At 42.8% G+C, this 24,095-nt stretch carries 27 protein-coding genes and 1 riboswitch; of the genes, 9 read left to right on the plus strand and 18 right to left on the minus strand.

Going from position 1 to position 24,095, the window contains the following annotated elements; translation table 11 throughout:
* Nucleotides 1–3 precede the first annotated feature (3 nt).
* From AC1DCV_RS20645 to AC1DCV_RS20655, 3 genes are all read left to right on the plus strand, one after another.
* The gene (locus tag AC1DCV_RS20645) at nucleotides 4–567 is read left to right on the plus strand and encodes a Crp/Fnr family transcriptional regulator (protein WP_477024940.1); all 564 of its coding nucleotides are present in this window, start codon (nucleotides 4–6) and stop codon (nucleotides 565–567) included.
* A 75-nt stretch (nucleotides 568–642) separates the two neighbouring features.
* The gene (locus AC1DCV_RS20650; protein ID WP_477024941.1) at nucleotides 643–1,065 is read left to right on the plus strand and encodes a DUF2147 domain-containing protein; all 423 of its coding nucleotides are present in this window, start codon (nucleotides 643–645) and stop codon (nucleotides 1,063–1,065) included.
* The gene (locus tag AC1DCV_RS20655; protein WP_477024942.1) at nucleotides 1,062–1,445 is read left to right on the plus strand and encodes a DUF5360 family protein; all 384 of its coding nucleotides are present in this window, start codon (nucleotides 1,062–1,064) and stop codon (nucleotides 1,443–1,445) included. The genes AC1DCV_RS20650 and AC1DCV_RS20655 overlap by 4 nt, the downstream gene beginning before the upstream one ends.
* A 59-nt stretch (nucleotides 1,446–1,504) precedes the next feature.
* On the opposite strand, the gene AC1DCV_RS20660 is transcribed toward AC1DCV_RS20655, so the two are convergent.
* Together AC1DCV_RS20660 and AC1DCV_RS20665 are read right to left on the minus strand one after the other, a co-directional pair.
* On the minus strand, nucleotides 1,505–1,900 hold the full coding sequence (locus AC1DCV_RS20660; protein WP_477024943.1) for a barstar family protein: 396 nt from the start codon (nucleotides 1,898–1,900) through the stop codon (nucleotides 1,505–1,507).
* Nucleotides 1,901–2,033: 133 nt separating this feature from the next.
* The gene (locus AC1DCV_RS20665) at nucleotides 2,034–3,431 is read right to left on the minus strand and encodes a hypothetical protein (protein ID WP_477024944.1); all 1,398 of its coding nucleotides are present in this window, start codon (nucleotides 3,429–3,431) and stop codon (nucleotides 2,034–2,036) included.
* Nucleotides 3,432–3,932: 501 nt separating this feature from the next.
* On the opposite strand from AC1DCV_RS20665, the gene katG reads away from it, so the two are divergent.
* Entirely contained in the window at nucleotides 3,933–6,158 is a 2,226-nt protein-coding gene (katG, locus tag AC1DCV_RS20670; protein ID WP_477024945.1) for a catalase/peroxidase HPI, read from the plus strand.
* A 177-nt stretch (nucleotides 6,159–6,335) separates the two neighbouring features.
* A complete protein-coding gene (locus tag AC1DCV_RS20675) occupies nucleotides 6,336–7,241 on the plus strand; it encodes an NmrA family NAD(P)-binding protein (protein ID WP_477024946.1) in 906 nt (301 codons plus the stop codon).
* Nucleotides 7,242–7,368: 127 nt separating this feature from the next.
* Here the strand turns inward: AC1DCV_RS20675 and AC1DCV_RS20680 are convergent, their stop codons facing one another.
* Entirely contained in the window at nucleotides 7,369–8,412 is a 1,044-nt protein-coding gene (locus AC1DCV_RS20680) for an SMI1/KNR4 family protein (RefSeq protein WP_477024947.1), read from the minus strand.
* A gap of 57 nt (nucleotides 8,413–8,469) precedes the next feature.
* Nucleotides 8,470–9,306 carry a hypothetical protein gene (locus AC1DCV_RS20685; RefSeq protein WP_477024948.1) on the minus strand — a complete coding sequence of 279 codons (837 nt, stop codon included), beginning with the start codon at nucleotides 9,304–9,306 and terminating at the stop codon, nucleotides 8,470–8,472.
* 233 nt (nucleotides 9,307–9,539) lie between these two features.
* Here AC1DCV_RS20685 and AC1DCV_RS20690 point away from each other — a divergent pair, with 233 nt between their 5' ends.
* Nucleotides 9,540–11,162 (plus strand): NADP-dependent glyceraldehyde-3-phosphate dehydrogenase, encoded by a 1,623-nt coding sequence (locus AC1DCV_RS20690; protein WP_477024949.1) that lies wholly within the window; start codon nucleotides 9,540–9,542, stop codon nucleotides 11,160–11,162.
* A gap of 56 nt (nucleotides 11,163–11,218) precedes the next feature.
* Here AC1DCV_RS20690 and AC1DCV_RS20695 read toward each other — a convergent pair whose 3' ends face one another.
* The 7 genes from AC1DCV_RS20695 to AC1DCV_RS20725 all read right to left on the minus strand — a co-directional run bounded on the left by AC1DCV_RS20695 (nucleotide 11,219) and on the right by AC1DCV_RS20725 (nucleotide 16,952).
* Nucleotides 11,219–11,878 carry a glycine-rich domain-containing protein gene (locus tag AC1DCV_RS20695; RefSeq protein ID WP_477024950.1) on the minus strand — a complete coding sequence of 220 codons (660 nt, stop codon included), beginning with the start codon at nucleotides 11,876–11,878 and terminating at the stop codon, nucleotides 11,219–11,221.
* A gap of 108 nt (nucleotides 11,879–11,986) precedes the next feature.
* Nucleotides 11,987–12,235, minus strand: coding sequence for a cysteine-rich CWC family protein (locus tag AC1DCV_RS20700; protein ID WP_477024951.1), 249 nt, complete (start codon nucleotides 12,233–12,235; stop codon nucleotides 11,987–11,989).
* A 91-nt stretch (nucleotides 12,236–12,326) separates the two neighbouring features.
* A complete protein-coding gene (locus AC1DCV_RS20705; RefSeq protein ID WP_477024952.1) occupies nucleotides 12,327–13,256 on the minus strand; it encodes a hypothetical protein in 930 nt (309 codons plus the stop codon).
* Between the two features lie 44 nt (nucleotides 13,257–13,300).
* On the minus strand, nucleotides 13,301–14,641 hold the full coding sequence (locus AC1DCV_RS20710) for a DUF5074 domain-containing protein (protein ID WP_477024953.1): 1,341 nt from the start codon (nucleotides 14,639–14,641) through the stop codon (nucleotides 13,301–13,303).
* Nucleotides 14,642–14,682: 41 nt separating this feature from the next.
* Nucleotides 14,683–15,276 (minus strand): DUF6580 family putative transport protein, encoded by a 594-nt coding sequence (locus tag AC1DCV_RS20715; protein WP_477024954.1) that lies wholly within the window; start codon nucleotides 15,274–15,276, stop codon nucleotides 14,683–14,685.
* Nucleotides 15,277–15,473: 197 nt separating this feature from the next.
* Nucleotides 15,474–15,701: riboswitch (cobalamin riboswitch) on the minus strand.
* 76 nt (nucleotides 15,702–15,777) lie between these two features.
* Nucleotides 15,778–16,071: a hypothetical protein gene (locus AC1DCV_RS20720; RefSeq protein ID WP_477024955.1), complete on the minus strand. Its 294-nt coding sequence runs from the start codon at nucleotides 16,069–16,071 to the stop codon at nucleotides 15,778–15,780.
* Between the two features lie 167 nt (nucleotides 16,072–16,238).
* Nucleotides 16,239–16,952: a Crp/Fnr family transcriptional regulator gene (locus tag AC1DCV_RS20725; RefSeq protein WP_477024956.1), complete on the minus strand. Its 714-nt coding sequence runs from the start codon at nucleotides 16,950–16,952 to the stop codon at nucleotides 16,239–16,241.
* A gap of 95 nt (nucleotides 16,953–17,047) precedes the next feature.
* Between AC1DCV_RS20725 and AC1DCV_RS20730 the strand changes: the two genes are divergently transcribed.
* Nucleotides 17,048–17,452: a biotin/lipoyl attachment domain-containing protein gene (locus tag AC1DCV_RS20730; RefSeq protein ID WP_477024957.1), complete on the plus strand. Its 405-nt coding sequence runs from the start codon at nucleotides 17,048–17,050 to the stop codon at nucleotides 17,450–17,452.
* A 159-nt stretch (nucleotides 17,453–17,611) separates the two neighbouring features.
* Nucleotides 17,612–18,028, plus strand: a complete 417-nt coding sequence (locus AC1DCV_RS20735) for a DUF983 domain-containing protein (RefSeq protein ID WP_477024958.1) — start codon at nucleotides 17,612–17,614, stop codon at nucleotides 18,026–18,028.
* Between the two features lie 479 nt (nucleotides 18,029–18,507).
* Here the strand turns inward: AC1DCV_RS20735 and gcvT are convergent, their stop codons facing one another.
* The 3 genes from gcvT to AC1DCV_RS20750 form a co-directional block, all read right to left on the minus strand.
* A complete protein-coding gene (gcvT, locus tag AC1DCV_RS20740) occupies nucleotides 18,508–19,599 on the minus strand; it encodes a glycine cleavage system aminomethyltransferase GcvT (protein ID WP_477024959.1) in 1,092 nt (363 codons plus the stop codon).
* Nucleotides 19,600–19,662: 63 nt separating this feature from the next.
* On the minus strand, nucleotides 19,663–20,037 hold the full coding sequence (gcvH, locus tag AC1DCV_RS20745; RefSeq protein WP_477024960.1) for a glycine cleavage system protein GcvH: 375 nt from the start codon (nucleotides 20,035–20,037) through the stop codon (nucleotides 19,663–19,665).
* Between the two features lie 23 nt (nucleotides 20,038–20,060).
* Nucleotides 20,061–20,678 carry a methyltransferase domain-containing protein gene (locus tag AC1DCV_RS20750; RefSeq protein WP_477024961.1) on the minus strand — a complete coding sequence of 206 codons (618 nt, stop codon included), beginning with the start codon at nucleotides 20,676–20,678 and terminating at the stop codon, nucleotides 20,061–20,063.
* Nucleotides 20,679–20,842: 164 nt separating this feature from the next.
* Between AC1DCV_RS20750 and AC1DCV_RS20755 the strand changes: the two genes are divergently transcribed.
* Nucleotides 20,843–21,550 (plus strand): Crp/Fnr family transcriptional regulator, encoded by a 708-nt coding sequence (locus AC1DCV_RS20755; protein WP_477024962.1) that lies wholly within the window; start codon nucleotides 20,843–20,845, stop codon nucleotides 21,548–21,550.
* A 27-nt stretch (nucleotides 21,551–21,577) separates the two neighbouring features.
* Here the strand turns inward: AC1DCV_RS20755 and AC1DCV_RS20760 are convergent, their stop codons facing one another.
* The 4 genes from AC1DCV_RS20760 to mug form a co-directional block, all read right to left on the minus strand.
* The gene (locus AC1DCV_RS20760) at nucleotides 21,578–22,330 is read right to left on the minus strand and encodes a YoaK family protein (protein WP_477024963.1); all 753 of its coding nucleotides are present in this window, start codon (nucleotides 22,328–22,330) and stop codon (nucleotides 21,578–21,580) included.
* Nucleotides 22,331–22,383: 53 nt separating this feature from the next.
* On the minus strand, nucleotides 22,384–22,647 hold the full coding sequence (locus tag AC1DCV_RS20765) for a hypothetical protein (RefSeq protein WP_477024964.1): 264 nt from the start codon (nucleotides 22,645–22,647) through the stop codon (nucleotides 22,384–22,386).
* 35 nt (nucleotides 22,648–22,682) lie between these two features.
* Nucleotides 22,683–23,279 (minus strand): class I SAM-dependent methyltransferase, encoded by a 597-nt coding sequence (locus AC1DCV_RS20770; protein ID WP_477024965.1) that lies wholly within the window; start codon nucleotides 23,277–23,279, stop codon nucleotides 22,683–22,685.
* Between the two features lie 244 nt (nucleotides 23,280–23,523).
* A complete protein-coding gene (gene mug, locus AC1DCV_RS20775) occupies nucleotides 23,524–24,021 on the minus strand; it encodes a G/U mismatch-specific DNA glycosylase (protein ID WP_477024966.1) in 498 nt (165 codons plus the stop codon).
* Nucleotides 24,022–24,095: the final 74 nt, after the last annotated feature.

Genomic DNA, 24,095 nt, shown 5'->3' on the forward strand with positions numbered 1-24,095 from the left:
AACATGCAACGTTTAATCGCCACATTGGAAGCGCTCACTCCTCTGCCCACATCACTGATTGCGTTTCTGCCGGAAATTGTTTTTTCGGCCAACCATCTCAAAGGCGCCCTGCTGGCTGAACAAGGGGAACCCTGCCGGCATATCTACTTCATTGAAAAAGGATTGCTGAGGGGCTACTATCAACATGGCTCAAAAGATATCACCACCTGGTTTGCACGTGAGCAGGACATGGTTACTTCGATGTCGGCCTTTCTAACAGGCCAACCTGCTATTGAAAACATCGAAGTCCTGGAAGATGCCAGCGTAAAAGGTATCAGCTACGAACACCTGCAGCTGCTATATCAGCGTTTCCCGGAATTCAACATAGTAGGAAGACTGCTTTCCGAAAAATATTATATAGAACTGGAAACACGTACCTTGTCGTTGCAGTACCATTCTGCCCGGGAAAGATATTTGAAGCTACTGGATGAACAACCCTATATCCTGCAAAAGGTGGCCCTCGGACAAGTTGCCTCTTATCTCGGTATGTCACAGGAAACATTAAGCCGTATCCGCAAGAACCTGTAATGGCTTTTCTTTTTTGACTTTTATCAAATTTCTATCTGCTGCGCAGGCCCTAGCTTTGTGTCGAAAATATTAACGATGCAAAAGAAATGGCGACTCACCTTCCTCCTGCTTCAGCTGAGTATTTACGTCCAGGCACAACAAAAGATCCTGGGTAAATGGCGCTCAGAAGATAAGGCCGGCATTACGGATATATATATAGAGCATGGAAAGTATGTGGGAAAACTGGTATGGCTGAAGCTTCCCAACGATGCGAATGGCCGCCCCTATACGGATTCAGAAAACCCTGATAAAAGTAAAAGATTACAGCCGCTGATAAATCTGGTTATACTAAAAGACTTCAGCTATAAAGACAATATGTGGAGAGATGGCAGCATCTACGATCCCGAAAAAGGAAAGTTGTATAAATGCATCATGTGGCTCGAAGATGACAACACCCTGATGGTTCGTGGATATTGGGGGCTTTTTCACCAAACACAAACCTGGACAAGGGCACTATGAAACAGCTCCGGTATTTCTTTTTATTGACAGACCTTGGCTTTATCGCCTATTGGTTGATTACTATTTTGCACCTCCTTCCCGCCGAATATTTATACAACAATTACCAGTCGCCTGTGATGGTTAGCTGGAACTGGTCATTTTTCCCACTGGATATGCTGATTTCCGGCAGCGGACTTTTGAGTATAGCCCTGCATCAGAAAAATAACAAGGACTGGAAAAAATGGGCACTAGTTTCTCTTATATTGACAAGCATTTCAGGACTGCAGGCGATTTCTTATTGGGCGCTGTCGGGGGATTTTGATCTTACCTGGTGGCTGCCCAATTTATTTGTGCTGTGCTATCCCTTCTTCTTTCTGCCAAAGCTGTTTAGATCGCTATAGGTTGCGCTAACGCTTCTTTTCTCCTAAAGGGAAAATTACCACAATAACATCATCGGTGATCAGTTAATTGCCTCTAGTGTAATATTGGGATGCTCCGCAATGATGTTCAGCAATATGTCAAAATAGGTTTGTCCCTCTCCTTTATTCAACGCATCCAGTTTTTCGCGGAAGTGGTCTTTATCAAAAGGTGAGTCTGGCAGGAGTTTCTCTTCGTAATATTGTTTGGTGGCCTCATAGCCCAGGGCCAGCCTGCTTTTTTCCATCTGCTTCCATACCAGGGTGACCGGTTCGTTACTTTCGATGGCCCCAAATCCACCGTAAAGGAGGTCATTAAAGGCGTCCAGGCTATTGCCCAGTGTCCAGTCTTCACCAGTCATAAATACACGGTTTAATTCCCCGTAAAACGATGGGATATCGCTGATCAGGTTTCCATCAATGACAATTTGTTTTTCCATGGCTGGTTTTATTTTATAAAGATAGGGAAACAAAAATAGCGGAGAGAGGATTAGCGGAAACAGAAAGCGTGACACATTCTTTCGAACGTATCACGCTTTCGGATCCTATATCAGATAAATAGTCTGGTATGCGTTAGTGCCAGAACCGACTATTCGTATTATGTCTTCTGAATTTCCTGATAGCTTCGAGATTCATTCTCAGCTTCTTGTTCTGGTCTGAAGATTTCGCCGCTTCAAATGCGCCCACTGATTTGAATGCCATTACCATGTCGTAGTCCATCGCTACCTGACCGGAGTCGAAAGGAACATTGCCATAATTATTCCGGAACCACAGGTTCCATTTAGGACTGCCAGGTGTATAAACGAATAAGGTGTCATTCGGGAAGGGACCAGGTAACAGGAAGGAGTTAAATGAATCCTGTGCCGGGCTATGGCAACTCATACAGGAAGACAGTGCCAGGTTTTTATACTCCTTGCCCGTATTAATATCGTAGGCTACCTGTGCAACAGCACCATCATTCGGGCCGCTTAACCGACCGCCCCAACCCAGTGTTTCCCGGCTATATTCCGGCGCTAACGGATTAATAACGGTTTCCTTCAGCTTACGATTGGGTTCCAACGTACTGTTTATGCCCGGGTCATTGCCCCACATGGCTCCAAGCGGTACCATCTTTCCCCATGGCGTTGAAGCAGGCTTGTACCTGTCATATACGAAGGTGGAATATACCCATCCGGTTTCAGGAGAGGTAGCGCTATCCTTTACAATGATATCCATCTGGAAAAAGCTGACGGTACGCATCTGGTATCCAAGTCTGGGATCGGCTTTTGTTGGAATAGTATCAAACACGTGGAAGGTTTGCGCCCCCTCCATAGGAGCCCAGTCCGGGCCATTGATATTTGAAAAAGCCAGCTTTACAACCACACTACCTTCTTTAAATTGTGCGGCATCGTTCATCAGGTTAACTTTCTGGCCGGTTTTACCCCAGATTTGTCCAACCGTATAAGCAGCAGTAGAATCGTATAAAACAAGCGCGTATCCGGCTTCATCTTCTTTTAAGGTCTTGAACATATTGGCGGGGTTGCCGTTGCCTAAATAGGCTCCCAGGATGGCTTCCCGCTGAGTTCCCAGCCAGGGTTCATTAAACCAGCCATATTTTGCGGATGTCCAGGAGCTGTTGTTGGTAAAGAATGGGATTACACGGGGAGCGATGTAGCTCTTTAATGAATCCATGTAAGCAAATACATTCGAAGCGGAAATGGGCTGCCCGTTTAATGCACGACGCCAGGGGGGATCTACAACAGGTGTTACTGTTGTAGGGTAATCATGGCTGAGTACAAATAAAGAATCGGGGTACTGTTGTGCCGAGGGAACGGAATCCCTGTGGTTTAGAAATGCGCCATCCGTGACAGATACCTTCAGCTCAGATTTTGCATCGGTGTCTGTTTTGTTGTTGCTTGCACAGTTGTATGCTAATACAACTATAACAGATAAAGTAAATAGGACACCGGTAACGCTGTGTGTTTTCTTCATAGCATGTAGAATTTTGGTTAAAACGATTTGTGAAGTGGAATTAAAAAAGTTATTTTGAGAATGGGGAAATTCACACGATTGCTTATCAGATTCGTTTCAAAACGATATATAAATATATCGAAAAAAATAAATCATCTTCATTTTTAATCCATAAAACAGCTAATAATTATAACAGACCACTCAAACAGATGTATCCTTTGGAAGTGTGAACCCTTCGCTGCCGAAATCAGTTATTTATATAGGCAGCTTACCTAACTATTCGTGAAAGCCATATGATGGTAGGCTGCAGGAGATCCGGTTTATGATAGAAGGATCACCATCCAATAGATTTTAACTATTGAAACATAGAAATTAATTGATTGTGATTATTACTTCAATACCATAACTTTATAATTCTGCACAAATACCAGGTGCAAGCATGTGTTCATTTCATACCCTAAACATTCAAAAATGGAGAAAGAACTAAACKACATCAGTAAATGCCCGTTTCATAATGGCACTATGAAGCACAACGTTGGCGGTGGCGGCACCAGGAACCATAACTGGTGGCCCAACCAGTTAAAGCTGAGTATCCTGCGTCAGCACTCATCCTTATCAGACCCTATGGGTGAAGATTTTAACTATGCCGAAGCTTTTAAAAGCCTCGACCTGGAAGCAGTGAAAAAGGACCTCCATGCACTCATGACCGACTCGCAGGAATGGTGGCCGGCAGACTTTGGACATTACGGTCCCCTGTTCATCCGCATGGCCTGGCACAGTGCAGGTACCTATCGCGTTGGTGATGGCCGTGGTGGAGCAGGCGCAGGACAGCAACGTTTTGCCCCGCTGAACAGCTGGCCCGATAACGTGAGTCTCGACAAAGCCCGCAGACTACTCTGGCCTATCAAACAGAAATATGGCCGCAAAATTTCATGGGCAGATTTGCTGATCCTTACCGGTAACATAGCACTGGAGTCCATGGGCTTTAAAACCTTCGGCTTTGCAGGTGGCCGTGAAGATGTATGGGAACCGGATGAAGCTGTATACTGGGGCTCAGAAACAACCTGGCTCGGTGGCGACCTCCGTTATGCACATGGCTCCCCCGGCGTAGACGAAAAACATGGCGTAGTGATATCCGATGATGATGCCAATGGTGATATCCACTCCCGCAACCTGGAAAAACCGCTTGCTGCGGTGCAGATGGGATTGATCTATGTAAACCCTGAAGGTCCTGATGGTAATCCCGACCCGATTGCCGCCGCTAAAGACATCCGGGATACCTTTGGCCGCATGGCCATGAACGATGAAGAAACAGTAGCCCTGATAGCAGGCGGACATAGCTTTGGTAAAACCCATGGCGCCGCTCCTGCCACTCACGTAGGCAAAGAACCCGAAGCCACTGACATGGAAGCGCAGGGCCTGGGCTGGAAAAACAGCTACGGCTCCGGTAAAGGTGCAGATACCATTACCAGCGGCCTGGAAGTAATATGGACGAAAACGCCTACTCAATGGAGCAATAACTTCTTCGAAAACCTGTTTGCTTTTGAATGGCAACTTTCTAAAAGTCCCGCCGGCGCACACCAATGGGTAGCTAAAAATGCAGAAGCCATTATTCCTGATGCATATGATAGCTCTAAGAAGCATCTACCCACCATGCTGACGACCGATCTTTCATTAAGACTGGATCCGGCTTACGAAAAAATCTCCAGACGCTTCCTGGAAAACCCAGATCAGTTTGCTGATGCCTTTTCCCGGGCATGGTTTAAATTAACACACCGTGATATGGGGCCCCGCGCACGTTACCTTGGCCCGGATGTACCAGCAGAAGAACTGCTCTGGCAAGATCCTATTCCTGCAGTTAACCATGCATTGATAGACGAAAATGATATTACTGCCCTGAAGGCAAAAGTATTGGCATCAGGTCTGAGCGTTTCAGAACTGGCTACTACCGCCTGGGCCTCCGCGTCCACCTTCCGTGGTTCAGACAAACGCGGTGGCGCCAATGGTGCCCGCATTCGTTTGGCGCCACAAAAATACTGGCAGGTAAACAATCCACCGCAACTGCAAAAAGTGCTGGATAAATTAGAAGGCATTCAAAAAGAATTTAACGGTGCACAGTCTGGCGGTAAAAAAGTTTCCCTGGCAGATTTGATTGTATTAGCTGGTGCTGCCGCTGTTGAAAAAGCAGCAAAAGATGCCGGCAATGCCATCACCGTTCCTTTCACACCCGGTCGCATGGATGCTTCCCAGGAACAAACCGATGTTGAATCCATAGGCTTCCTCGAACCTTTTGCCGACGGCTTCCGCAACTACCGCAGATCAAAACCATCGGTGTCAACAGAAGAGTTACTGCTGGATAAAGCACAGTTGCTCACACTTACTCCTCCAGAATTAACCGTACTGGTAGGTGGTATGCGTGCATTGGATACCAATTTTGATCATTCTGCAAATGGCATCCTCACTAAACGCCCTGGCCAGCTGACTAATGACTTCTTCGTAACGCTGCTCGACATGAACATTGCCTGGACCCCTGTTGGAGCAGACAAAGAAGTATATGCAGGCGTAAACCGAACTACCAATGAACCCATTGGGAATGCCACGCGTGCAGACCTCGTATTTGGTGCAAACTCAGAACTGAGGGCAATCGCTGAAGTTTATGGCAGCGCCGATGCGCAGGAAAAATTTGTGAAAGACTTTGTGGCTGCCTGGAATAAAGTGATGAACTTAGACAGGTTTGATTTAGCCTGATGGCAAAATTTAATGAATAAACTAATAGAAAGCCTCCGTTTATCGGAGGCTTTTTTTATGACAGCATATTGGAATTGCCCAATCTGCTGTTCTATGCTTTTGGCTACAACAAAGCCTGTTCTGGATACATCTGTTTTGTCGCTGCGATGGATCTTTGCATCAACAAACAAACAGTATATGAACATCGTACTTACAGGCTCACTGGGGCATATTGGAAAACCACTTGCACAGGACTTAGTGCAAAAAGGACATGCAGTTACAGTTATCAGCAGCAGAACCGAAAGACAAAAAGACATCGAAGCATTGGGAGCAAAAGCTGCCATCKGCACCATGGAGGACGCTGATTTTCTATCGGCCACGTTCAAAGGCGCAGATATCGTTTATGTGATGGAAACACTTGACGCTGCCGGCGCTTTCTTTGATCAGAATATTGACTTCATAGGAACGATCAGCCAGATTGGCCTTAACTACAAACAAGCCATCCAGGAGTCAGGTGTAAAGCGTGTGATACATCTCAGCAGTGTTGGTGCACACATGGCTAAAGGAAATGGGATTCTTGCTTTTCACTACAATGTAGAAAGCATTCTCCAACAACTACCTGCCGATGTTTCCATTAAATTCATGCGTCCTGTTGGGTTCTACACCAATATGTTTGGGTTGATACGAAACATTAAAGCGAAAGGCGCCATCATACAAAATTATGGAGGCGACAACAAAGAACCCTGGGTGTCTCCTTTAGATATTGCGGCAGTGATTGCCGAAGAAGTGGAAAAACCTTTCGAAGGCCGGACGATTCGTTACATCGCGAGCGATGAATTTTCTCCCAACGAAGCGGCATGTCTGTTGGGCGAAGCCATCGGAAAACCGGATCTCCAATGGGAGGTCATTCCGGATGAAGAATTATTGAATGGCTGGTTAGCAGCAGGCATGAACCAGCAGGTTGCCAAAGGCTTTACGGAAATGCAGGCCCGCATGGGGGACGGCGTGTTGTATGAGGATTACTACAGGAATAAACCAACATTGGGAAAAGTGAAGCTCGTCGATTTTGTCAAAGAGTTTGCAGCCGTGTATCATCAGCAGTAAAATAACCCTCTTTCTTATTAAAAATTAATACCAATAAGGAATCAGGATGTATTACAGCACCTGGTTCCTTATTGGTTTAATATATTACAAGAAGTACAATTGCTGATATTTTTCATTTAGTCATCTCTTAAATGCTTGTGATTTTCTTAAGAAAATCCATAAAGCTGCCGGCAAATTCTTCAAACTCCCAACGTCCCATACCATGCTGGCTAAACAGTATCGGCGCATCACCATCACTGATCATTGACAGATTCAGGCAATAAGGATCTCCTCCATCATCTGCAATGACTAACAGGTGCGAAGGCCAATCTTGTATGACCTGGTTGGTGACGGGATTAAAAGCGTACCCCTGTTGACTAGCTATTAATTCCTGCGCTCCGTAAAGATGCAACCCCTGTTCAATATGGCCACCATCGAGCATTACATGCAAGGGTGAAAAATCTCTCAGGAATAATGCATACACTTCGGGCAAGGCCCATTTTTTTTTAATGCGCGCCAGGTCATTTTCATTGGCGATGATCAGCAGGTTGCCGGGATTAGCCTTATCGTATCGCTCTTTGCGGTATTTCGCCAGTTGTTTTTCAAGTTTTGCGACCAGCATTTCCAGCGGTGTTACCGGCTGCAGTAAGGCCGGATGTGTTGCAGGAGCCGTATACCCAACACCTGATGAATACCCTTCTTCCTGCCACTTCAATAACGCGGGAAGCGGCAATTGTTCGGCCTTCCAATAGCCTGGATCACCTGGAAGATCACGATCGAATTTTTGTTCACTATGTACCGATAAGCATTTGATGGCATTTGCACGCACCTCCAACTTCACTTCATCACTCATCGCCATTGTCACCAGTAAGGGATAAGCTTCCCTACCAGCTGTTTTCAGGTAACCGCTAACCGCCCAATAAGACAGGTCTGGAACAGTCAGCGCCCATTTAAAAAATGCGGCGTAGCCCTCCTCTCCTTCCTGCACCAGTCCGATAATGTCTGTCATCAGGAAGTTGCGCCAATGCAGGAGTTTGCCCTCCCTGGCGTAACGTATGAATGCCTGTATTACCGCCTCCCGCTCTGATTCGCCAAAATTCTTTATCAGCTTGTCTTTAAGACGGGAAAACTTTGTCCCGTCTGTTTCTTCGGACAACTTATGCTCCAGTTCTTCTCTTTTGTTCATCTTCATACTGAAAAAATCTTCATTAAAAAATGTGGCCAACAGAGATGACCTTACACGCAACTGTTAGAATAAGCTACCCTGCACTACTGCCGGCGGCATTGTTGGCTGAAACAACCCAACAATTGTAAACGGCTGCCTGGAACCCGCATGTGCATTTTGTGTAGTACCCAGGAAGAAATGAAGATCCGTATTCCTGGCATATTCCTGCTGGTATTTCTTTTTCACCTCGTTGATGGCTTTCTGTTCTTTTTCAATACCACCACCCTTTTTCAGGCTCTTCCAATACAGGGAGGCCAGTTCCCAGTCTTCTACCGGGAGTGTGATCTCTTCGTTTTTATCATCAATAAAACGGTAGGAAAACTTATAAGGGAGCTTTTTCATTACCGCAAAAGGATCTTCCGGCTGCTCATATACGTTACCATTTTCTTTCTCTTCCTGTAATTTCTCCAACCGGACGCTATTCCATTCCCGCTCCGTTTCTTCCACTACAAAACCTAGTATCCGTGTGGGTTTGAATACCACCAATGAAGTATAAAATGCTTCGTGTTTCGCTTCCATCATCAACGTGGACAGGTTGCGGTATAGACTCTTCAGCACCATGGCTTTCCTTTCACTCCAATGATCTTCCGTACCCAGATGTCCTGTCTTTTTTACCGGAGCATCCACCACTACAGGTCTGAAACTTTCCAGTCTGAAGTCACGGGTGTTACGCATAAGATCCAGCTCCACCCAGTCGTATAACTGATATTGCTCTTCGTATGTTTTTTTTGAAAACGGGATGGGATATATCCTGATAAAGGTTCCATCTTCTCTGACACCGGCGATGCTAACCTGCTCATCATAATGGGAAGATACGGTGGGGTAACTTTTAACAGTGATCAAAACTTTCGTCAAGGGCATGCGCAAGATGTTTTATAAAATATAAGTGCCGTATTAATTCTCTGTAAAATATCCGGCAATATTAGGTTAATCGTTGAAAATAAAAAAGTTAGCGATCATACCGGCAGCATTTTCCATGGCTGTTTTATCTCCTGGTAATTTACCATATAGATTTTCTCCACTCCCTGATCGAAACATTCTATGTGTATTATTCCACCTAATTTGTGTACTTTGTACGCATAAAATTTTAACACATGAGTTTTCAAGATGAGCTGAAGAACCTCTTTGTTGAAGAAAATGAAATACCCGAAGAATTCCGTATTTCTGAAATTCATCAGAGAGAGTACCTGGTAAACGGGGAGATGAAACAATGGAATGGACCGGTGAGTGAGGTATATTCTMCTATTAATATTCCCACTGCGGATGGCCTGAAACGCAAGTTGATAGGCACTTACCCGCTGGGCACAGAAAAAGAAGCCTTCGAAGCGCTGGATGCTGCCCTCGCAGCATATGATAACGGTCGCGGAGAATGGCCAACGATGGGACTGGATGGGCGCATCAACTGTCTCACCGTATTTGCCCGTAAAATGACGGAGCAACGCTCCCTGATCGTAAAACTGATCATGTGGGAAATTGGAAAATCCTATGCTGACTCTGTCAAGGAATTTGACCGCACCATAGAATATATTAACGCGACCATAGACGCGCTCAAGGAAATTGACCGCAGCTCGTCCCGCTTCGAAATCAAAGAAGGCACCATCGCACAGATCCGCCGTTCTCCACTGGGTGTGGTACTTTGTATGGGACCATTCAACTACCCGTTGAATGAAACCTTTACTACGCTGATTCCTGCGCTGCTGATGGGTAATACCATTCTCTTCAAACCACCAAAACACGGTACCCTGGTGCATTATCCATTACTACGTGCATTCATGGAATCATTCCCGAAAGGCGTGGTGAACACCGTATATGGTCGCGGCGCCTCCGTAATACCAGGCATCATGGCTACCGGTAAGATCAACGTACTGGCCTTTATCGGCTCCAGTAAAGTGGCCAACGACCTGCGTAAACACCATCCCAAACTGAACCGCCTGCGTGCAGTACTCAGCCTGGATGCCAAGAATGCCGCTATCATCACGCAACATGCGGATATACAGGTGGCCGTAAATGAATGTATCCTGGGGGCATTATCGTATAACGGTCAACGTTGTACCGCCATCAAAATATTATTTGTACACCGCTCCATTGCCAATGAATTCAATGCGCGTCTCAGTGAGTCTATCAGCAAAATGAAATTCGGTATGCCATGGGAAAAAGGCGTACAACTCACACCCGTAGCAGAACCTGGCAAGCCTGCCTACATTCATGAAGTGATTGAAGATGCTATCGCCCACGGTGCTGCTGTGATCAATGAAAATGGCGGCGCCAGCAATGAATCGTTTGTATTCCCTGCGGTGGTATTCCCGGTAAATGATAAAATGAAACTCTATAAGGAAGAACAATTCGGACCTGTAATCCCTGTTGTACCTTATGATGAGATAGAAGAAACGATCGATTACCTGATCGAATCGCCACATGGCCAACAGGTAAGCATCTTTAGTAATAATCCTGATGAAGTGGCTTCACTGATCGATCCATTGGTAAACCAGGTAAGCAGGGTGAATATCAACAGCCAGTGCCAGCGTGGACCGGATGTATTCCCCTTCACCGGCCGGAAAGACAGTGCAGAAGGTACGCTCTCTGTGCATGATGCGCTGCGTTCATTCTCTATCCGCTCACTGGTAACTACCAAGATGAACGACACCAACAAAAAGCTGCTGGAAGATATCGTGAATCAACACAGCTCTGACTTCCTAAGTACTAATTTTATTTTCTAGCATAAGTTTCCTAAAGAAAGGCCTTGCAGCAGATAGCTGTAAGGTCTTTTTTTATGCTATGCACCACACCTTCCTCCACACTCCTCCTCGCTCTTCACCTCTTTCACACCTGTACTTGTCAGATCCGAAATAATGAGCAGGGCAAAGAAACCAAACAACACCAGGATCCCAATCACCATCCAGTTTGCGCGACAACCCGACAACATCACAATGACGGAAAAAAAGAGAAAGACCAAAGACCAGTTTTTGAATGGAGTAGATCGCTGACGGGGCAACCCCAGCGGGAAATGTTTCTTCCAGATATCAGCAGGAGGATCTTTCCTGAAAACCTGCCTATAGTTTATCAGTGTATCTTTCAGCCAGTGTTCGTACTTCTTTTTTTCGTGTGGCCCTCCTTTCGAAGGATGATGATGCAATTTTCTACCGAGGGTTTTATCGCAGAATTCTTCCCAGTAATTTTGGGTGTATTCGAGATGAAGATGCCATACTGCGTCAACAACCTGAGAAGGGGAAGCACCTATAGAGGATATGCAGCTGAGGTATACGAAACGTTTGTATTCATGAATGGCTCTCCGGGTAAAGTCTTCACTCCAGTTTTGCATCCTGGCCAGTTTGCCGGAGAACGGGATAAGGGCTTCAGGGTCATCAATACTAAAATCGTTTATCCTTTGCCAGAGCGGGTCTTCGGAATAAGCGAGATGGGTCAGGTCTTTCATGACAATTGTTTATGGTCTGCTTCCACAAAGGTGTAGTAATGCCAGAAGATGGAAATCTTGTAATGATATTATAAAGGCCTATAATCGTATTATAATCGTATTGCCAGCTTACTTATCTTTCTTAAAACGCAAGGATGAAATATTCATTAACCTGTCCTGGAACAGCTTCGCGTGATAAGCAGCCTTCATTTCTTTCAGACAATTAAGACAGAGACAATCTGAAAATTGTTCCTGGATATAACTTCTTTCCAGGTCATCCAATGGCAGCAAAGTACATTGGCAAATCAGAATGGATCCTACCTTGCACTGAAATTCGCTGTTACAGCGCGGGCAATATTTCTGCTCATGTTCGCACATACTTCACGGTTTTAATGAATCAGGATATGGTTTCCTTTAAAATAATGGGTTGCAGTAACGTAACTGCAACCCATTCGCTTTAAACAACATCTTATAAATGAAGATCTCTTGCTCCTTTTACTTCTGTAGATATTTCACCTAACATCGTTCCTGCACTGCAGTTCTGACCGGTATATACCTTTACAAAATCAATCGCATTCAAGGTTACTGCTGTCCCACTGGCATTTACAGCCCAGGAGATGTCGAAAGTATTATAGCCGAGTGTCGGATACTCGCTGGAATAACTGTCGGAATATCCCCATGCGAACGCAAGATTGGTAATGATGCCACCAGTTTGTAATGTATTTACAAGTTTGGTACCTGTAAAGGCGATTGAATCCTGGTTAGGCGCCATAGCCGGATAATAGTTGTTCGTAGTGTGATAAGCGTTAGCCTGCACATAACCGGTAGCGCCCTGGTTATCTTTCCACAACACACTGGTACCCGCAGCATGAGGATTATAATAAGTGATGCGATAATTTTTGATAGTACCCGTTGCGGTATACTGGCTACCGGCCAACTCATACCAGGTATCATCAGGAATGCCATTACCGTTGGTATCCTGGCTAACCATCACCACTCCCGGCTCTGACCATTGATAGGTGGGCCCTAAGGGATTACCATAAATACCCAAATCATTGCCGGCACTGTTCACGACAGAGTGATCAAATCCAAATACAATGTAACCGCCAAAGCCACCAAGGGATACCAGGTTGCTGGTACTGCCCACCAGGCTTTGCGCTACCGTAGTAGTACCATACGACGCATCATTGATAAACTGTCCTGCGGCAGGCATGTACGTATATACATGGCTGATAAGGGGACTGCTGGTCAGTAAAGCAGGTCTTACCGCTACGTTGCTGACAAGCGAAGCGGAAGACTTCTTCATAGGTTCAAGACCGGCAGAAAGATTCTCTTTCTGACAGGCAGCCAACATTAAAAGACTACCAAGGCCTAAAGATGTCAAATAGGATTTTCGCATACTAATTATTGTTGAGGTTTAAAAACAGTTAAATAGTTCCCGTCTTAATAAAATACGGGAAGTGTAGGGAAATAATATCCGGCATAACGTACTGTTTGTTTTAAAGAACCAGTAGTAGCATCATAGAATAACCATCTGTTATCATTGCTGCTACCCCACTCGTCTGTCAGTGTCAGCACTACGAGTTCTTTTGTTCTTTCATTGAATCTAACCGCCGAGCCATAAAAATATTGACCATTGGGAATCGTGATGAATGGCGTTGCAAAAGAAGCCTCGTTGCCGGCTGTGTATTTATATATTTTGGTTCCGCTGTATTCCAGCGTACCACCAATACCAGGTCCATCTTTACGTTCAGCAATGAATACATCGTTACCGGATCTGCTGGCAGTGATACCACCTGAATGCCATGACCATAAAGCCCATGGGTTGGTTACTTTAAATGGTACAGGGGTTTCAGTCACAGCAAGACTAACAGGGTCAATGCGTAACAGTGCGGAGTCACCTGCCGCCCACACTGCGCCATCTTTAGTACGGGCAAAGCCGATAGTACCTTTGGGATATTTCTTTACTATGCTGTAGTCAGATGTTTTCAATATAACGATACCATCATTTTGTGTAAGTACAAATACATAGTCTCCGGCCACCATCATATCACCGGCAGATGAATTAATGCCATCTATCTTAGTCCCTATGGTCGGACCAGCGAGGTTTACACGGTATACGCCATCTACTGCACTTAACAAACCTCTTGTATCATCTATTCCCGTAAAGGCATGACCTTCGTCCTGCGGAAGATGATCTACCCTGCCTGTTTCTTTCATGGTATATGCATCAGCTACCACCAAAGGACCGCCTACTTTTACTGACATATACACCTTGCCTTTATGGACGGTGGCGAACTGCAGTGTTGCGCTGGTCGGACCAAAATCTTTACCGGGATTTTCTGTTTTAAATACATCTTTAACAATCTTATTACTGTCATAACTATAATAGAATAAGTCGCCGGAGGTAGTACCATACTGTCCTTCCTGTACTACCCAAAAGCCGTTTTCATACTTACCCCACACCTTTACCTGGTAGATCGCGGAGTCTGAAGCGCCGGCATTGCTGGCTGTAAATACGATATGGTAATCACCGCGGGCACCTGCCGTGAAAGTATACACCGAATCATTTCCGACTACATTTCCATTTATTTTCCAGCTGAACGTAGCGCCAACGGGATTGTTTATCCTGGGGTGATAAGAAAGCGTAGCGCCAATATGTATAGAATCTGCACCTCCGGTTTTATCCACACCGGGACCGGGAATGGTGTCGTCATTTTTTTTACATGACATCGCCAGTGCTAAAATAGAAACTACAAAGAAAGTACTTCCCGAAAATCGCATGTTTATATATTTGATTGATGATTAAGCTCCAGTTGTTTCAATTATGCATGTAATGCTTTGGGGTACCGGTATTTCAGTATTTCAAAAGAACCAAAGAATACCGCTGAATAAAGAAGATTTGCCACGAGCATATTCTTTAAAAATGGTAAAGCGAGGTAGTAACATTGCAACAAACCTGCAAGGTTGTACGTATAGGGTTTACCGGTAGTAATATCAATACCATGATTGATCCATACGCCGAAATCAGAAACGATCCAATGTATCAATCCGGCAGACAGCGCGGAAAGAAGTATGCGGAGAAGCGTTACTTTTTTGATGATCACTCTGCCCACTGTTACCATGAGTGCAAAGGCGGCATAGTTCCATACCCAGCCACTATAAAGCAATCCTGTAGCGTATTCCGGATATATCAGGTGAGATATGATGATATCGCTGATGAATAATGTCAGAATAGGAAAGGCATACGACTTGAAAAGATTACTGAAGTAAGCGCCCGCAAAAAGCGCCATAGCGCCAATCGGTGTAAAGTTTGGATAAGGCATCAGATTACCCGCACCTAATACACGTATGAGGCCTGCGCCTAAAATAAAAACAAGTAAAACTAGAAAACGTGGGTCAATTTTTTTATCAGACATTGTTAATAGTTATTATAAAGGGAATAGGGATTCTGCATGAAGAAATCAAATGATCTCTCACGAAAGAAAACATACATGTTATAGGTGATGACATGCGCTATCAGGCACAGTCAATCAGATACAAAAATTCATTTTTACCAAAAATAAAAAACCGGAACACCGGGAAAAATACATCCATGTTCTTCACCCGAAAACATGATATATAGTTGCAAAGGGCAGGTCTTCTGGCTTTCCTGCTTTTTCGGTCGCCTTCCCGTTCCAGATAAGCGGAACAGTGGCAAGGAGGAATTAACTCCGAAAAAACGATACCTGTGGTCACACAGGCAGCAGGATTTACAGCTACGGGGATAGCTCCGGTTTTACACCGGATTCCCTTTTAATATTCTTGCATACATGCTAGAATAACCAGTTGCAGGCGCAAATTAATGAAAGCAGATGGTTTCTCCAAATGTTGTGACAACAGGGATTGAGAATTACGAATTAGGAATTCTCACCCGATCCCTATAAACTATATCGCAGCCCTAACTGCATTTGCCAGCGCGAGGCCAGCGGATCCCTGAACTGGTACAGCGTATATCCCTGCGAGTTCAGTTTTATACTAATCGTCTCCCCTTCTTTGGTTATTTCTACATACTTCTCCGCCAGAGGAGCAAGATCTACATTATAACTTTGCGTTGGACCACTTATTGTAATAGTGTTGCCGGCATTGTCGCTGGCACTCCCTATCTTTTCTATATATGTTCCTGATAAGGAATAAGGCATGTTGGCTTCCAGGAAATATTTACCCGGTTTCATTTCCGGAAATGAATTTGGATATTACTACTCCTGGAAACAGGTAGCAGGTCGGCCACTCTAATGAAGTTGGCAATTTTTTTTACGTGATACAAGATATCGGTTACAGGCTTAGATCATTTAAATCCGCACTATGGTCTGCATTGCAAAGGGACAAAAATTATTTACACTCAATCCAGGCCACAACCAGATACCTTAATAAGTTGCTTGATGTCTTTAATACAGATCTTCCTGCTATGTGATGTCAAAATACCGGCAGCTTTAAACTCTGTTAGAAATCTAACAATATTCTCTTTACCGGTACCTACCATATTTGCCAGATCACTACGGGAAAGATTAATCATAATATCTTCCCCTGCAACTGTTTCCTGTTTAAATTTTTCACGCAAAACAATTAACGTGATTGCAAGTCTCTCTTTAACAGAACGCTGTGCAAATACAGAAATGCTATTTGCCAATACAGTGAATTCATGACTGAGTGCTTTGAGTAATCTACGCGGCAGCACGCTGGATCTTCCCATAATAGTCATAAAATCTTCTTTGGGTATGAATGCAATGACACTTTCTTCTAATGTAGCAGCAGAGTCTGGATAACGCTCATCGGCTAAAATAGCGTGATATCCGATTAATTCCCCTGCATTGGCAACGTATATAATTTGTTCCCTGCCAGTTTGATCCACCTGGTATTTTTTAACTTTACCTTTTTTTACAAAGAAAATACCGGAAGCAACAGCTCCCTCTCTAAATATAACTTCTCCTTTCCCGTATCGTTGCTCCTGCATATGGGAATAAAGATCTGCACATTCATCCTCCGGTAGATTAGTCAGAATGGACTGGGATTTAAAATTCCACTTATAAATGGGAAACAGACCGTCTAAACTCATAATAATTGACCCATTGGGCTAAAAAGTGATTTTTTGCAGGTTTTTAATTGAAAAGTATCAATGAAACCAACCACCATCAAAGGTACCTTTGCAATATGAAAATATCAACTATTTCTCGCCCGAGAATCAATTTTACAAATAATCATGAGTGGATTGATTTAAACGGAAGTGTTGGGTTTGTAGGTGTTTCTGCACACAGGCTAAAAGGAATTAAAAATATAGTCAATATAATATGGTATAATCCGAAAGGTATTATCGATAAAGGAACCATTATTGCCGAGATCCATACCGGTGACCAAATTATACCTATACATGCTCCTCTTGGTTGTAAATATCTTGGCCGGAATCAAAAATTATCAGGGAATCTAAATCTTATATTGGAAAGCCCGCAAGACAATGGCTGGGTATTTTTCGTGCCCCCGCTTAAATTCCACAACCAGGACCCGCTTCTTTCACCTGAAAACTATCAGAAATTAATCCGATCCAAAGTGGCCAATTGATTATTTAATAATAATGCGAAACATCTTGGTGAAACTTAACGGATAGTATTAACGGGCATCTTACCTCTCAAATGCAGTATCGGATTGCCGCTTCGTCCTTATCCGCATCGGGAATGCATCTATCTGGCATATACATGAAGATCAGAAGAAAATATTGTGATGAAGAAATCTAATTTTATTACTGGCATTTTGGAAAATAAATGCCCTCGTTGCAGAAAAGGAAAATTATTTAAAAATGACAATCCATATGAGCTGAGGAAAGTCCTTGATATGCACGATAACTGCCCCGTGTGTGGTCAGCGAACAGAACTGGAAATAGGTTTCTGGTATGGAACGGGATATGTTAGCTATGTTTTGGCAGTGATGTTTTCAATACTAAACTTAATATGGTATTGGTTAATTTTTGGTATCACCTGGAGAGATAACAGCATCTTTCATTGGCTCATAGTTAATGGCGTAATACTTACACTTGCGATGCCTTTGTTAATGAGATTGTCCAGGACATTATACCTGACCTTTTACATAGGTCATGATCCTGAAGCGGAAGACCGGAAGAAAAAAGAAGAACTATTATAACTACCTGCTAATTTAAGTTAACAACCTAAATATATTGCTATATCAGGAACCAACCGTTTATTGAATTTCCCGGCAATACCCACCACATATTTTAAAAGTTAGACAAAAGCGTATAGCGTCACGGATGACATAGCTATATATGATTTGATCATTAGGAAAAGAAGGAGTACCTCTGTACTCCTTCATTCCTTTTTTACTTTTCATATCAAAAAATTGCCTGACTGGTTTAAACAATGCTGAACGATAAGGCCGGTACGAATGACAGGTCAGCATTCAAGTATCAATTAACGCTGACTGAAAAATGGGGGATACAGTTACACTAAAGGACATTCAGATACCTTCCTGCCATCCCCGGCCCTGGCAGAATATTGCCATATTTAACCGCAGAAAACTTCTATTACCCGGCTCCCCTGTTGATTTAGTTTTATATAAATCCGGGCTGGTGGCAGCGCATGCCACATTACAAAAACACAGAAATATTATCTTATCTGAGTTTTTATAAATGGAAGCCGGCAGATTTTCGCCGCGCACATCTTATCTCTTATCTCTATAAAAATGGTACTATCCTCCCAGGCAAAATCACTGTCAATATATCCCAACCCAATTGCTTTCTTTAGCGAAGGCGATTGTGTACCTGAAGTCACCTTTCCAATAGGTACCCTGTTTGCACTATAAATTTTATGATTATGCCGCGGAATACTTTTATCCATCATCTCAAATCCAACTAACTTACGAGAGAGGCCACCGGCCTTTTGCTTTTCAAGAAGATCATCCGCCGTAAATGTCTTGACAAATTTTGTGATCCAGCCCAGTCCCGCCTCCAACGGCGAAGTAGTATCATCAATATCATTGCCATATAAGCAATATCCCATTTCCAGACGCAAAGTATCTCTTGCACCAAGGCCTATCGGTTTTATACCGAATTGTGCTCCTGCATCAAAAATATAATGCCAGAGCATTGCAGCGTCCTCATTAGGAAAATACAGTTCGAAACCTCCGGCACCGGTATAACCGGTATTAGAAATAATTACATTGGATACTCCTCCAAATGTTGCTATTCTGAATCCATAGTAAGGGATTTCAGATAAATTAACCGTAGTTAGCTTTTGTAAGGTAGCCAACGCCATGGGACCTTGTACTGCCAATAAAGAAATTTTACCTGAAATATTGTCAATCTCCGCGTTGAAAGTGTTTTTCAATTTCATCCAGCTGAGATCTTTTTCTATATTTGATGCATTCACTACTAACATATAAGTAGTTGCGTCCAATCTATATACCAGCAGGTCATCCACTATTCCACCCATATCATTGGTGAGACAGGAATACTGTATCTTACCATCCACCAGTTTAGAGGCGTCGTTAGTAGTTACCTGCTGAATGAAGGATAAGGCCTMCGGCCCTTTGATAATAATTTCTCCCATATGGGATACATCAAACACACCAACACCTTTTCTCACAGTTTCATGTTCAATATTTATTCCCTCATATTGAATTGGCATATTATAACCTGCAAATGCCACTATCCTGGCCCCCAATTGACGATGAACATCTGTCAACGCTGTATCTTTCATTTTGTATATTAAAGTATATCTAGAATCTATCTTCCTTATAAGATAATGTCGTTAGTCATCTTTTTATTGCACAAGATTTGTGTACTGTTCGGCAGTGAGCAGGTGGGTCGTATCTATAGGTAACTTTACCTGTACTTTAATAATCCAACTGCCATAAGGATCTTTATTAACCAGTTCAGGGCTTTTTTCAAGTAAACTATTAATTTCCATCACCTTACCCCCAACCGGCATAAAAAGATCTGACACTGTTTTCACTGCTTCTACTGTTCCAAAAATAGTCTCGCATTCAAGCGCTTTATTCATTGAAGGAATATCCAGGAAAACAATATCTCCCAGCTCTTTCTGCGCAAAATCAGAAATGCCTATATACGCATACTCGCCATCAAGATGAATCCATTCATGATCTTTTGAATACAACAAATGTGTTGGATAATACATGCTTATATTAAAATTTTATTTTTTTATAATTTGATCCAGAATTTAAGCAAATGATCTATGTGTGTACCCACAATCTGATATCCATGCGGAGCCTCCGCTTCCGCACAATGATAGGTGGCAAGCCTCGTGCCCGCAGGCATTCTTTCAAGTTGGTGATATAAATACCTGTTATATTGATTATACAGACTCCTGGAATAGATAAGCTTATTATCTATTTTATAAGTACCGGGCAGGTTTTCATAAAAGGAGTTGAAAAAGTAAAAATGATCGTATTGTGTGAAATCCAATTCCATCACATTACCATGCATGTAAGTAACATTATTAAGCCCGGACATTTCCTGAGCAATAGTTGCGTAGCTTACCAGGTCATGACGCTGCTCAATGCCGTAAAAAAATGCACCGGGGTTGTAATATGCTCCTCCAAGGCAAAATTTACCCGCTCCACTACCAATATCCAATACCTTAACGCCCGGAGATGCAGCCAGAAATCCGGATGCTTTCTGAACTACCTTTAAGGGGGTCCAGTGTTTCTGAGCCAGCGCCTGTATGTAAAGCGGATAAAGATGATGGAAACTATCATCTGAATCAAACCACTTATCCAAATGTCCACGTAATGGAGTTGATGGTGTTGTTAATGACATGTATTATTTAATAATTTTCGTTTATGATTGAAGTGGTAAAATTTACTGAATGTAACTACCAGATCCATATTGTAAAGGTATTTATCATTCCATCTCGCCGCGGTAAACTTTATCATCCTAAAAAGTGAGTTTTATCAATTTTAAAAGTGTTAATTTTGTGTGCTATGAGTATCAAGGGTATATTTCCAATAGATAAATGGGATTTCAAAAGTGAATCCATCCTTGCTGATTTACCCCATGATGTTTATGAGCTGCTGACAGCTCATAAGAGTGAACAGATTTATAAAAAAAACGAGGTCCTTTTCAGAGAAGGATCCTATCCATCTGGTATATTTTACATCACCAGGGGAAAGGTCAAAAAATATAAGGTTGATAATGAAGGCAAAGAGCAGATCATCTATTTGGCCAATACCGGGCAACTGATCGGGTATCATGCCATCTTATCAGAAGATCGTTATCCTGATGCTGCTGCCGTGCTGGAAGAAAGTACCATCGCCTTCATCCCTAAAGAGGATTTTTTGAATGCGCTGGATTATTCTCCTTTACTTAACAACAGGCTATTAAAAGCTTTAAGCCACGAATTTGCAGTACTCGCCAACAGCTTAACAATGTTTGCACAGAAAACTGTAAGGGAAAGACTGGCGCTGCAATTGATCATTATACGGGAAAAATATAAAGAGAATTATGTAGATGGTATGTCCATAGAAATAAACATAAGTCGTGAAGATTTAGCCAGCCTCGTTGGTACCGCCAGAGAAAATATCGTAAGGGTCCTGACTGAATTCAAGGAGGATGACATACTGGAAACGAAAGGCAGGAAAATTATGATAAAAGATGTCAACAAGTTGATCAAAATAGCTAATTATAAATAGTTATGCTGGATAAATCAGCCAATACTATTATCTGTTTACTACTAATGCTCTTTTATCCCGAATCATGATACGATGTACCATTTTGGAAAACATCACACGAAAAACATCATAAAACATAGCAATCACCAATACAGCTGCCGGCAAATAAAAGGCGAAATAGCTAAGTTTCAAAAACATATATCCTCCTACAATCCCCCCTGTCAGAAAAAAGAATATGATAACGAGTCGCAGGATAATTTTTTTCCTGACGGCTGCAACAACTTTACCAGGCGCCGATATCAATGCATACAAGTCAATACCAAGATCTGTAAACATACCAGTAAGATGCGTAGTTCTAACCACATATCCGGAAATGGTTGATACCAAAGCATTTTGCATTCCCATGGCGAATAAAAGGCTACCTGCAAAGTATTCTGTTTTGATAATAGACTGATCAAATGTGTAGCCGAAGCTACCCACCAGTATAAGAATTACGATCTCAGTTACGATGGGTACCACATAGCCAAATCTTTTGTTCTGTCCTATTTTACCGGTACAAAAACTTGAAAAAAAAGCCCCGGCAAGAAAGAGTACCAGCCATAAACCCACCATTCTTGCAGATCGCAAATCTCCGGTTACTAACTTATGGGCCAGTAACGCCGCGTGACCGGTGACATTAGTGGTCAGTACCGAAAAGGCAACAAAACCGGCCGCATTCACCATTCCTGCTGTAAAACACAAAAGCACTGCCAGCCGTAAATTATGCCTGTAGTTCCTCTTTCTTCCTATATGACGCAGCATTTATTAATTTTGTTGAAAACTTGACATCAAAAATAAGCGCCCGGATATTAGTTTTATATCAATTCCATCATCGGATATTTTCTCAGGTATATATTAGCGTAACGTAAACATCCCCACTGAGTACTATTCCAATTAATGGGTGATAGACTTTCCAGCCAGGCCTGTAAGCCCTGTACGAATGGCTTAATCATACCTGTATACCCCGTTTGCTCAATACCAGCTATTGCAACTGAAATAATTCTTTCCACCTGGCTATTATCCCGGGCCGATTTCAACTCTTCAATTACCAACAATACATATTTATCAGCTGCCATCATTTTTGATTTTAACGTAAAATCTTATTTATTTTCAATTATCTCTTTATCCACATTTTCAAAAGAAAATCAACCGTTGCGTCTACAAGCTGGTAGCTGGGTGGTATTTCGTCTTCCAGGCTATGAAAGGTAACTAATCTCGTACCTCCCGGTCTATTATCTAATCCTTTGAACATATAGCGCGAATAATAATTGTACAAGCCAGTGGAATATTCCATCTCCTGGTCAATTTGTCCCTCATTAACAAGATTTTCAAAAAAAGAATTATAAAAATAAAAGTGATCGAATGCCTCAAAATCTATCTGCGTAAAATTCCCATTTATGAATTCAACATTCCTTGTGGCTGTCATTTTTTTGGCGGCTTGCGCAAAATGATATAACTCTTTTCGCTGTTCCACACCGTAAAATGTAGCTTCCGGAAACTGATGTCCTCCAATAAGACAAAACTTGCCGACACCACTGCCAATATCAAGAATCCTCTTGCCTGAACCCGAAGTCAAAAATTTAGCAGATTTTCTCGCCACCTCCATAGGGGTCCAATGCCGCTTGGATAATTGCTGTATCCTTTCCGGATACAACCAGTCAAATGCCGCATCATTCACATACCAGGTTGCATTAGATGTAATATTTTCCATGTTTATTGCTGACTATCTAAAAAATATATTGTGACTGTTTGGAAAAGGTTAACCGGATTAACAAAAAAAACTGGCACTTTATTTCTACAGCAAAGTTATCAGAAGATTCATTCTGTTTAATTGATACTTTGCAATTTTAAAGCTGCAAAAAGTCACTTTTTGAGTAAATGCACAGGGAGGCGCAATAACTAAACACGGTTAGTATAGAAGAAAAAAGAAGACCGCACTAGGTGAATATCGGAATTTACACTATTGCCTGGTACAATTCTTTGTAATAGCCAACAAGGTCATTAAGTGTGAAGCTTCGATTTAATCCACTGGGATTAGGCAACACCCAAACTTTAGCCCCACAGCAATCTTCCGACTGAAGCCCCCATGAAATTTGCTTTTTCCCTGAAAATGCCATGTAGGCAGGTTTACCCAGGAACGCGATATATTTCGGTGTGAAATGTTTCATCTTTATTTCAAAGGCTTCAATGGAATTGTGAAACTCTTCTTTTGAAAGCTCGTCCGCGCGAACAGTGGCTCTTTCCACTGCCGTGGTCAGGCCATACCCGAAATCAAGAATCGTTGCGTCCTCTTCGGGTTCAATTTGGTGGGGCGTAAACCCAGCCTGGTTCAATACCCGCCAAAAACGATTGCTTCGGTTGGAAAAATGATGCCCGTATTGTGCAGAAGTTAAACCAGGATTAATTCCGCAAAAAATGATAGTCAGGTCTTTTTTAATAATATCAGTTAACATACTTCTAAGTAACATTCGTGAATTTGTGTGGCATGGAAACCTTTCTTTGCTACATATACGCTGCAGATAAAAGA

Source organism: Chitinophaga sp. 10T418 (assembly GCF_056394125.1).

Bases quoted from the DNA above. Each gene is read 5' to 3' on its own strand.
- AC1DCV_RS20645 (WP_477024940.1), top strand. From the start codon at position 4: ATGCAACGTTTAATCGCCACATTGGAAGCGCTCACTCCTCTGCCCACA.
- AC1DCV_RS20650 (WP_477024941.1), top strand. From the start codon at position 643: ATGCAAAAGAAATGGCGACTCACCTTCCTCCTGCTTCAGCTGAGTATT.
- AC1DCV_RS20655 (WP_477024942.1), top strand. From the start codon at position 1,062: ATGAAACAGCTCCGGTATTTCTTTTTATTGACAGACCTTGGCTTTATC.
- AC1DCV_RS20660 (WP_477024943.1), bottom strand. From the start codon at position 1,900: ATGGAAAAACAAATTGTCATTGATGGAAACCTGATCAGCGATATCCCA.
- AC1DCV_RS20665 (WP_477024944.1), bottom strand. From the start codon at position 3,431: ATGAAGAAAACACACAGCGTTACCGGTGTCCTATTTACTTTATCTGTT.
- katG (WP_477024945.1), top strand. From the start codon at position 3,933: ATGAAGCACAACGTTGGCGGTGGCGGCACCAGGAACCATAACTGGTGG.
- AC1DCV_RS20680 (WP_477024947.1), bottom strand. From the start codon at position 8,412: ATGAAGATGAACAAAAGAGAAGAACTGGAGCATAAGTTGTCCGAAGAA.
- AC1DCV_RS20685 (WP_477024948.1), bottom strand. From the start codon at position 9,306: ATGCCCTTGACGAAAGTTTTGATCACTGTTAAAAGTTACCCCACCGTA.
- AC1DCV_RS20695 (WP_477024950.1), bottom strand. From the start codon at position 11,878: ATGAAAGACCTGACCCATCTCGCTTATTCCGAAGACCCGCTCTGGCAA.
- AC1DCV_RS20700 (WP_477024951.1), bottom strand. From the start codon at position 12,235: ATGTGCGAACATGAGCAGAAATATTGCCCGCGCTGTAACAGCGAATTT.
- AC1DCV_RS20705 (WP_477024952.1), bottom strand. From the start codon at position 13,256: ATGCGAAAATCCTATTTGACATCTTTAGGCCTTGGTAGTCTTTTAATG.
- AC1DCV_RS20710 (WP_477024953.1), bottom strand. From the start codon at position 14,641: ATGCGATTTTCGGGAAGTACTTTCTTTGTAGTTTCTATTTTAGCACTG.
- AC1DCV_RS20715 (WP_477024954.1), bottom strand. From the start codon at position 15,276: ATGTCTGATAAAAAAATTGACCCACGTTTTCTAGTTTTACTTGTTTTT.
- AC1DCV_RS20720 (WP_477024955.1), bottom strand. From the start codon at position 16,071: ATGAAACCGGGTAAATATTTCCTGGAAGCCAACATGCCTTATTCCTTA.
- AC1DCV_RS20725 (WP_477024956.1), bottom strand. From the start codon at position 16,952: ATGAGTTTAGACGGTCTGTTTCCCATTTATAAGTGGAATTTTAAATCC.
- AC1DCV_RS20730 (WP_477024957.1), top strand. From the start codon at position 17,048: ATGAAAATATCAACTATTTCTCGCCCGAGAATCAATTTTACAAATAAT.
- AC1DCV_RS20735 (WP_477024958.1), top strand. From the start codon at position 17,612: ATGAAGAAATCTAATTTTATTACTGGCATTTTGGAAAATAAATGCCCT.
- gcvH (WP_477024960.1), bottom strand. From the start codon at position 20,037: ATGTATTATCCAACACATTTGTTGTATTCAAAAGATCATGAATGGATT.
- AC1DCV_RS20750 (WP_477024961.1), bottom strand. From the start codon at position 20,678: ATGTCATTAACAACACCATCAACTCCATTACGTGGACATTTGGATAAG.
- AC1DCV_RS20755 (WP_477024962.1), top strand. From the start codon at position 20,843: ATGAGTATCAAGGGTATATTTCCAATAGATAAATGGGATTTCAAAAGT.
- AC1DCV_RS20760 (WP_477024963.1), bottom strand. From the start codon at position 22,330: ATGCTGCGTCATATAGGAAGAAAGAGGAACTACAGGCATAATTTACGG.
- AC1DCV_RS20765 (WP_477024964.1), bottom strand. From the start codon at position 22,647: ATGATGGCAGCTGATAAATATGTATTGTTGGTAATTGAAGAGTTGAAA.
- AC1DCV_RS20770 (WP_477024965.1), bottom strand. From the start codon at position 23,279: ATGGAAAATATTACATCTAATGCAACCTGGTATGTGAATGATGCGGCA.
- mug (WP_477024966.1), bottom strand. From the start codon at position 24,021: ATGTTAACTGATATTATTAAAAAAGACCTGACTATCATTTTTTGCGGA.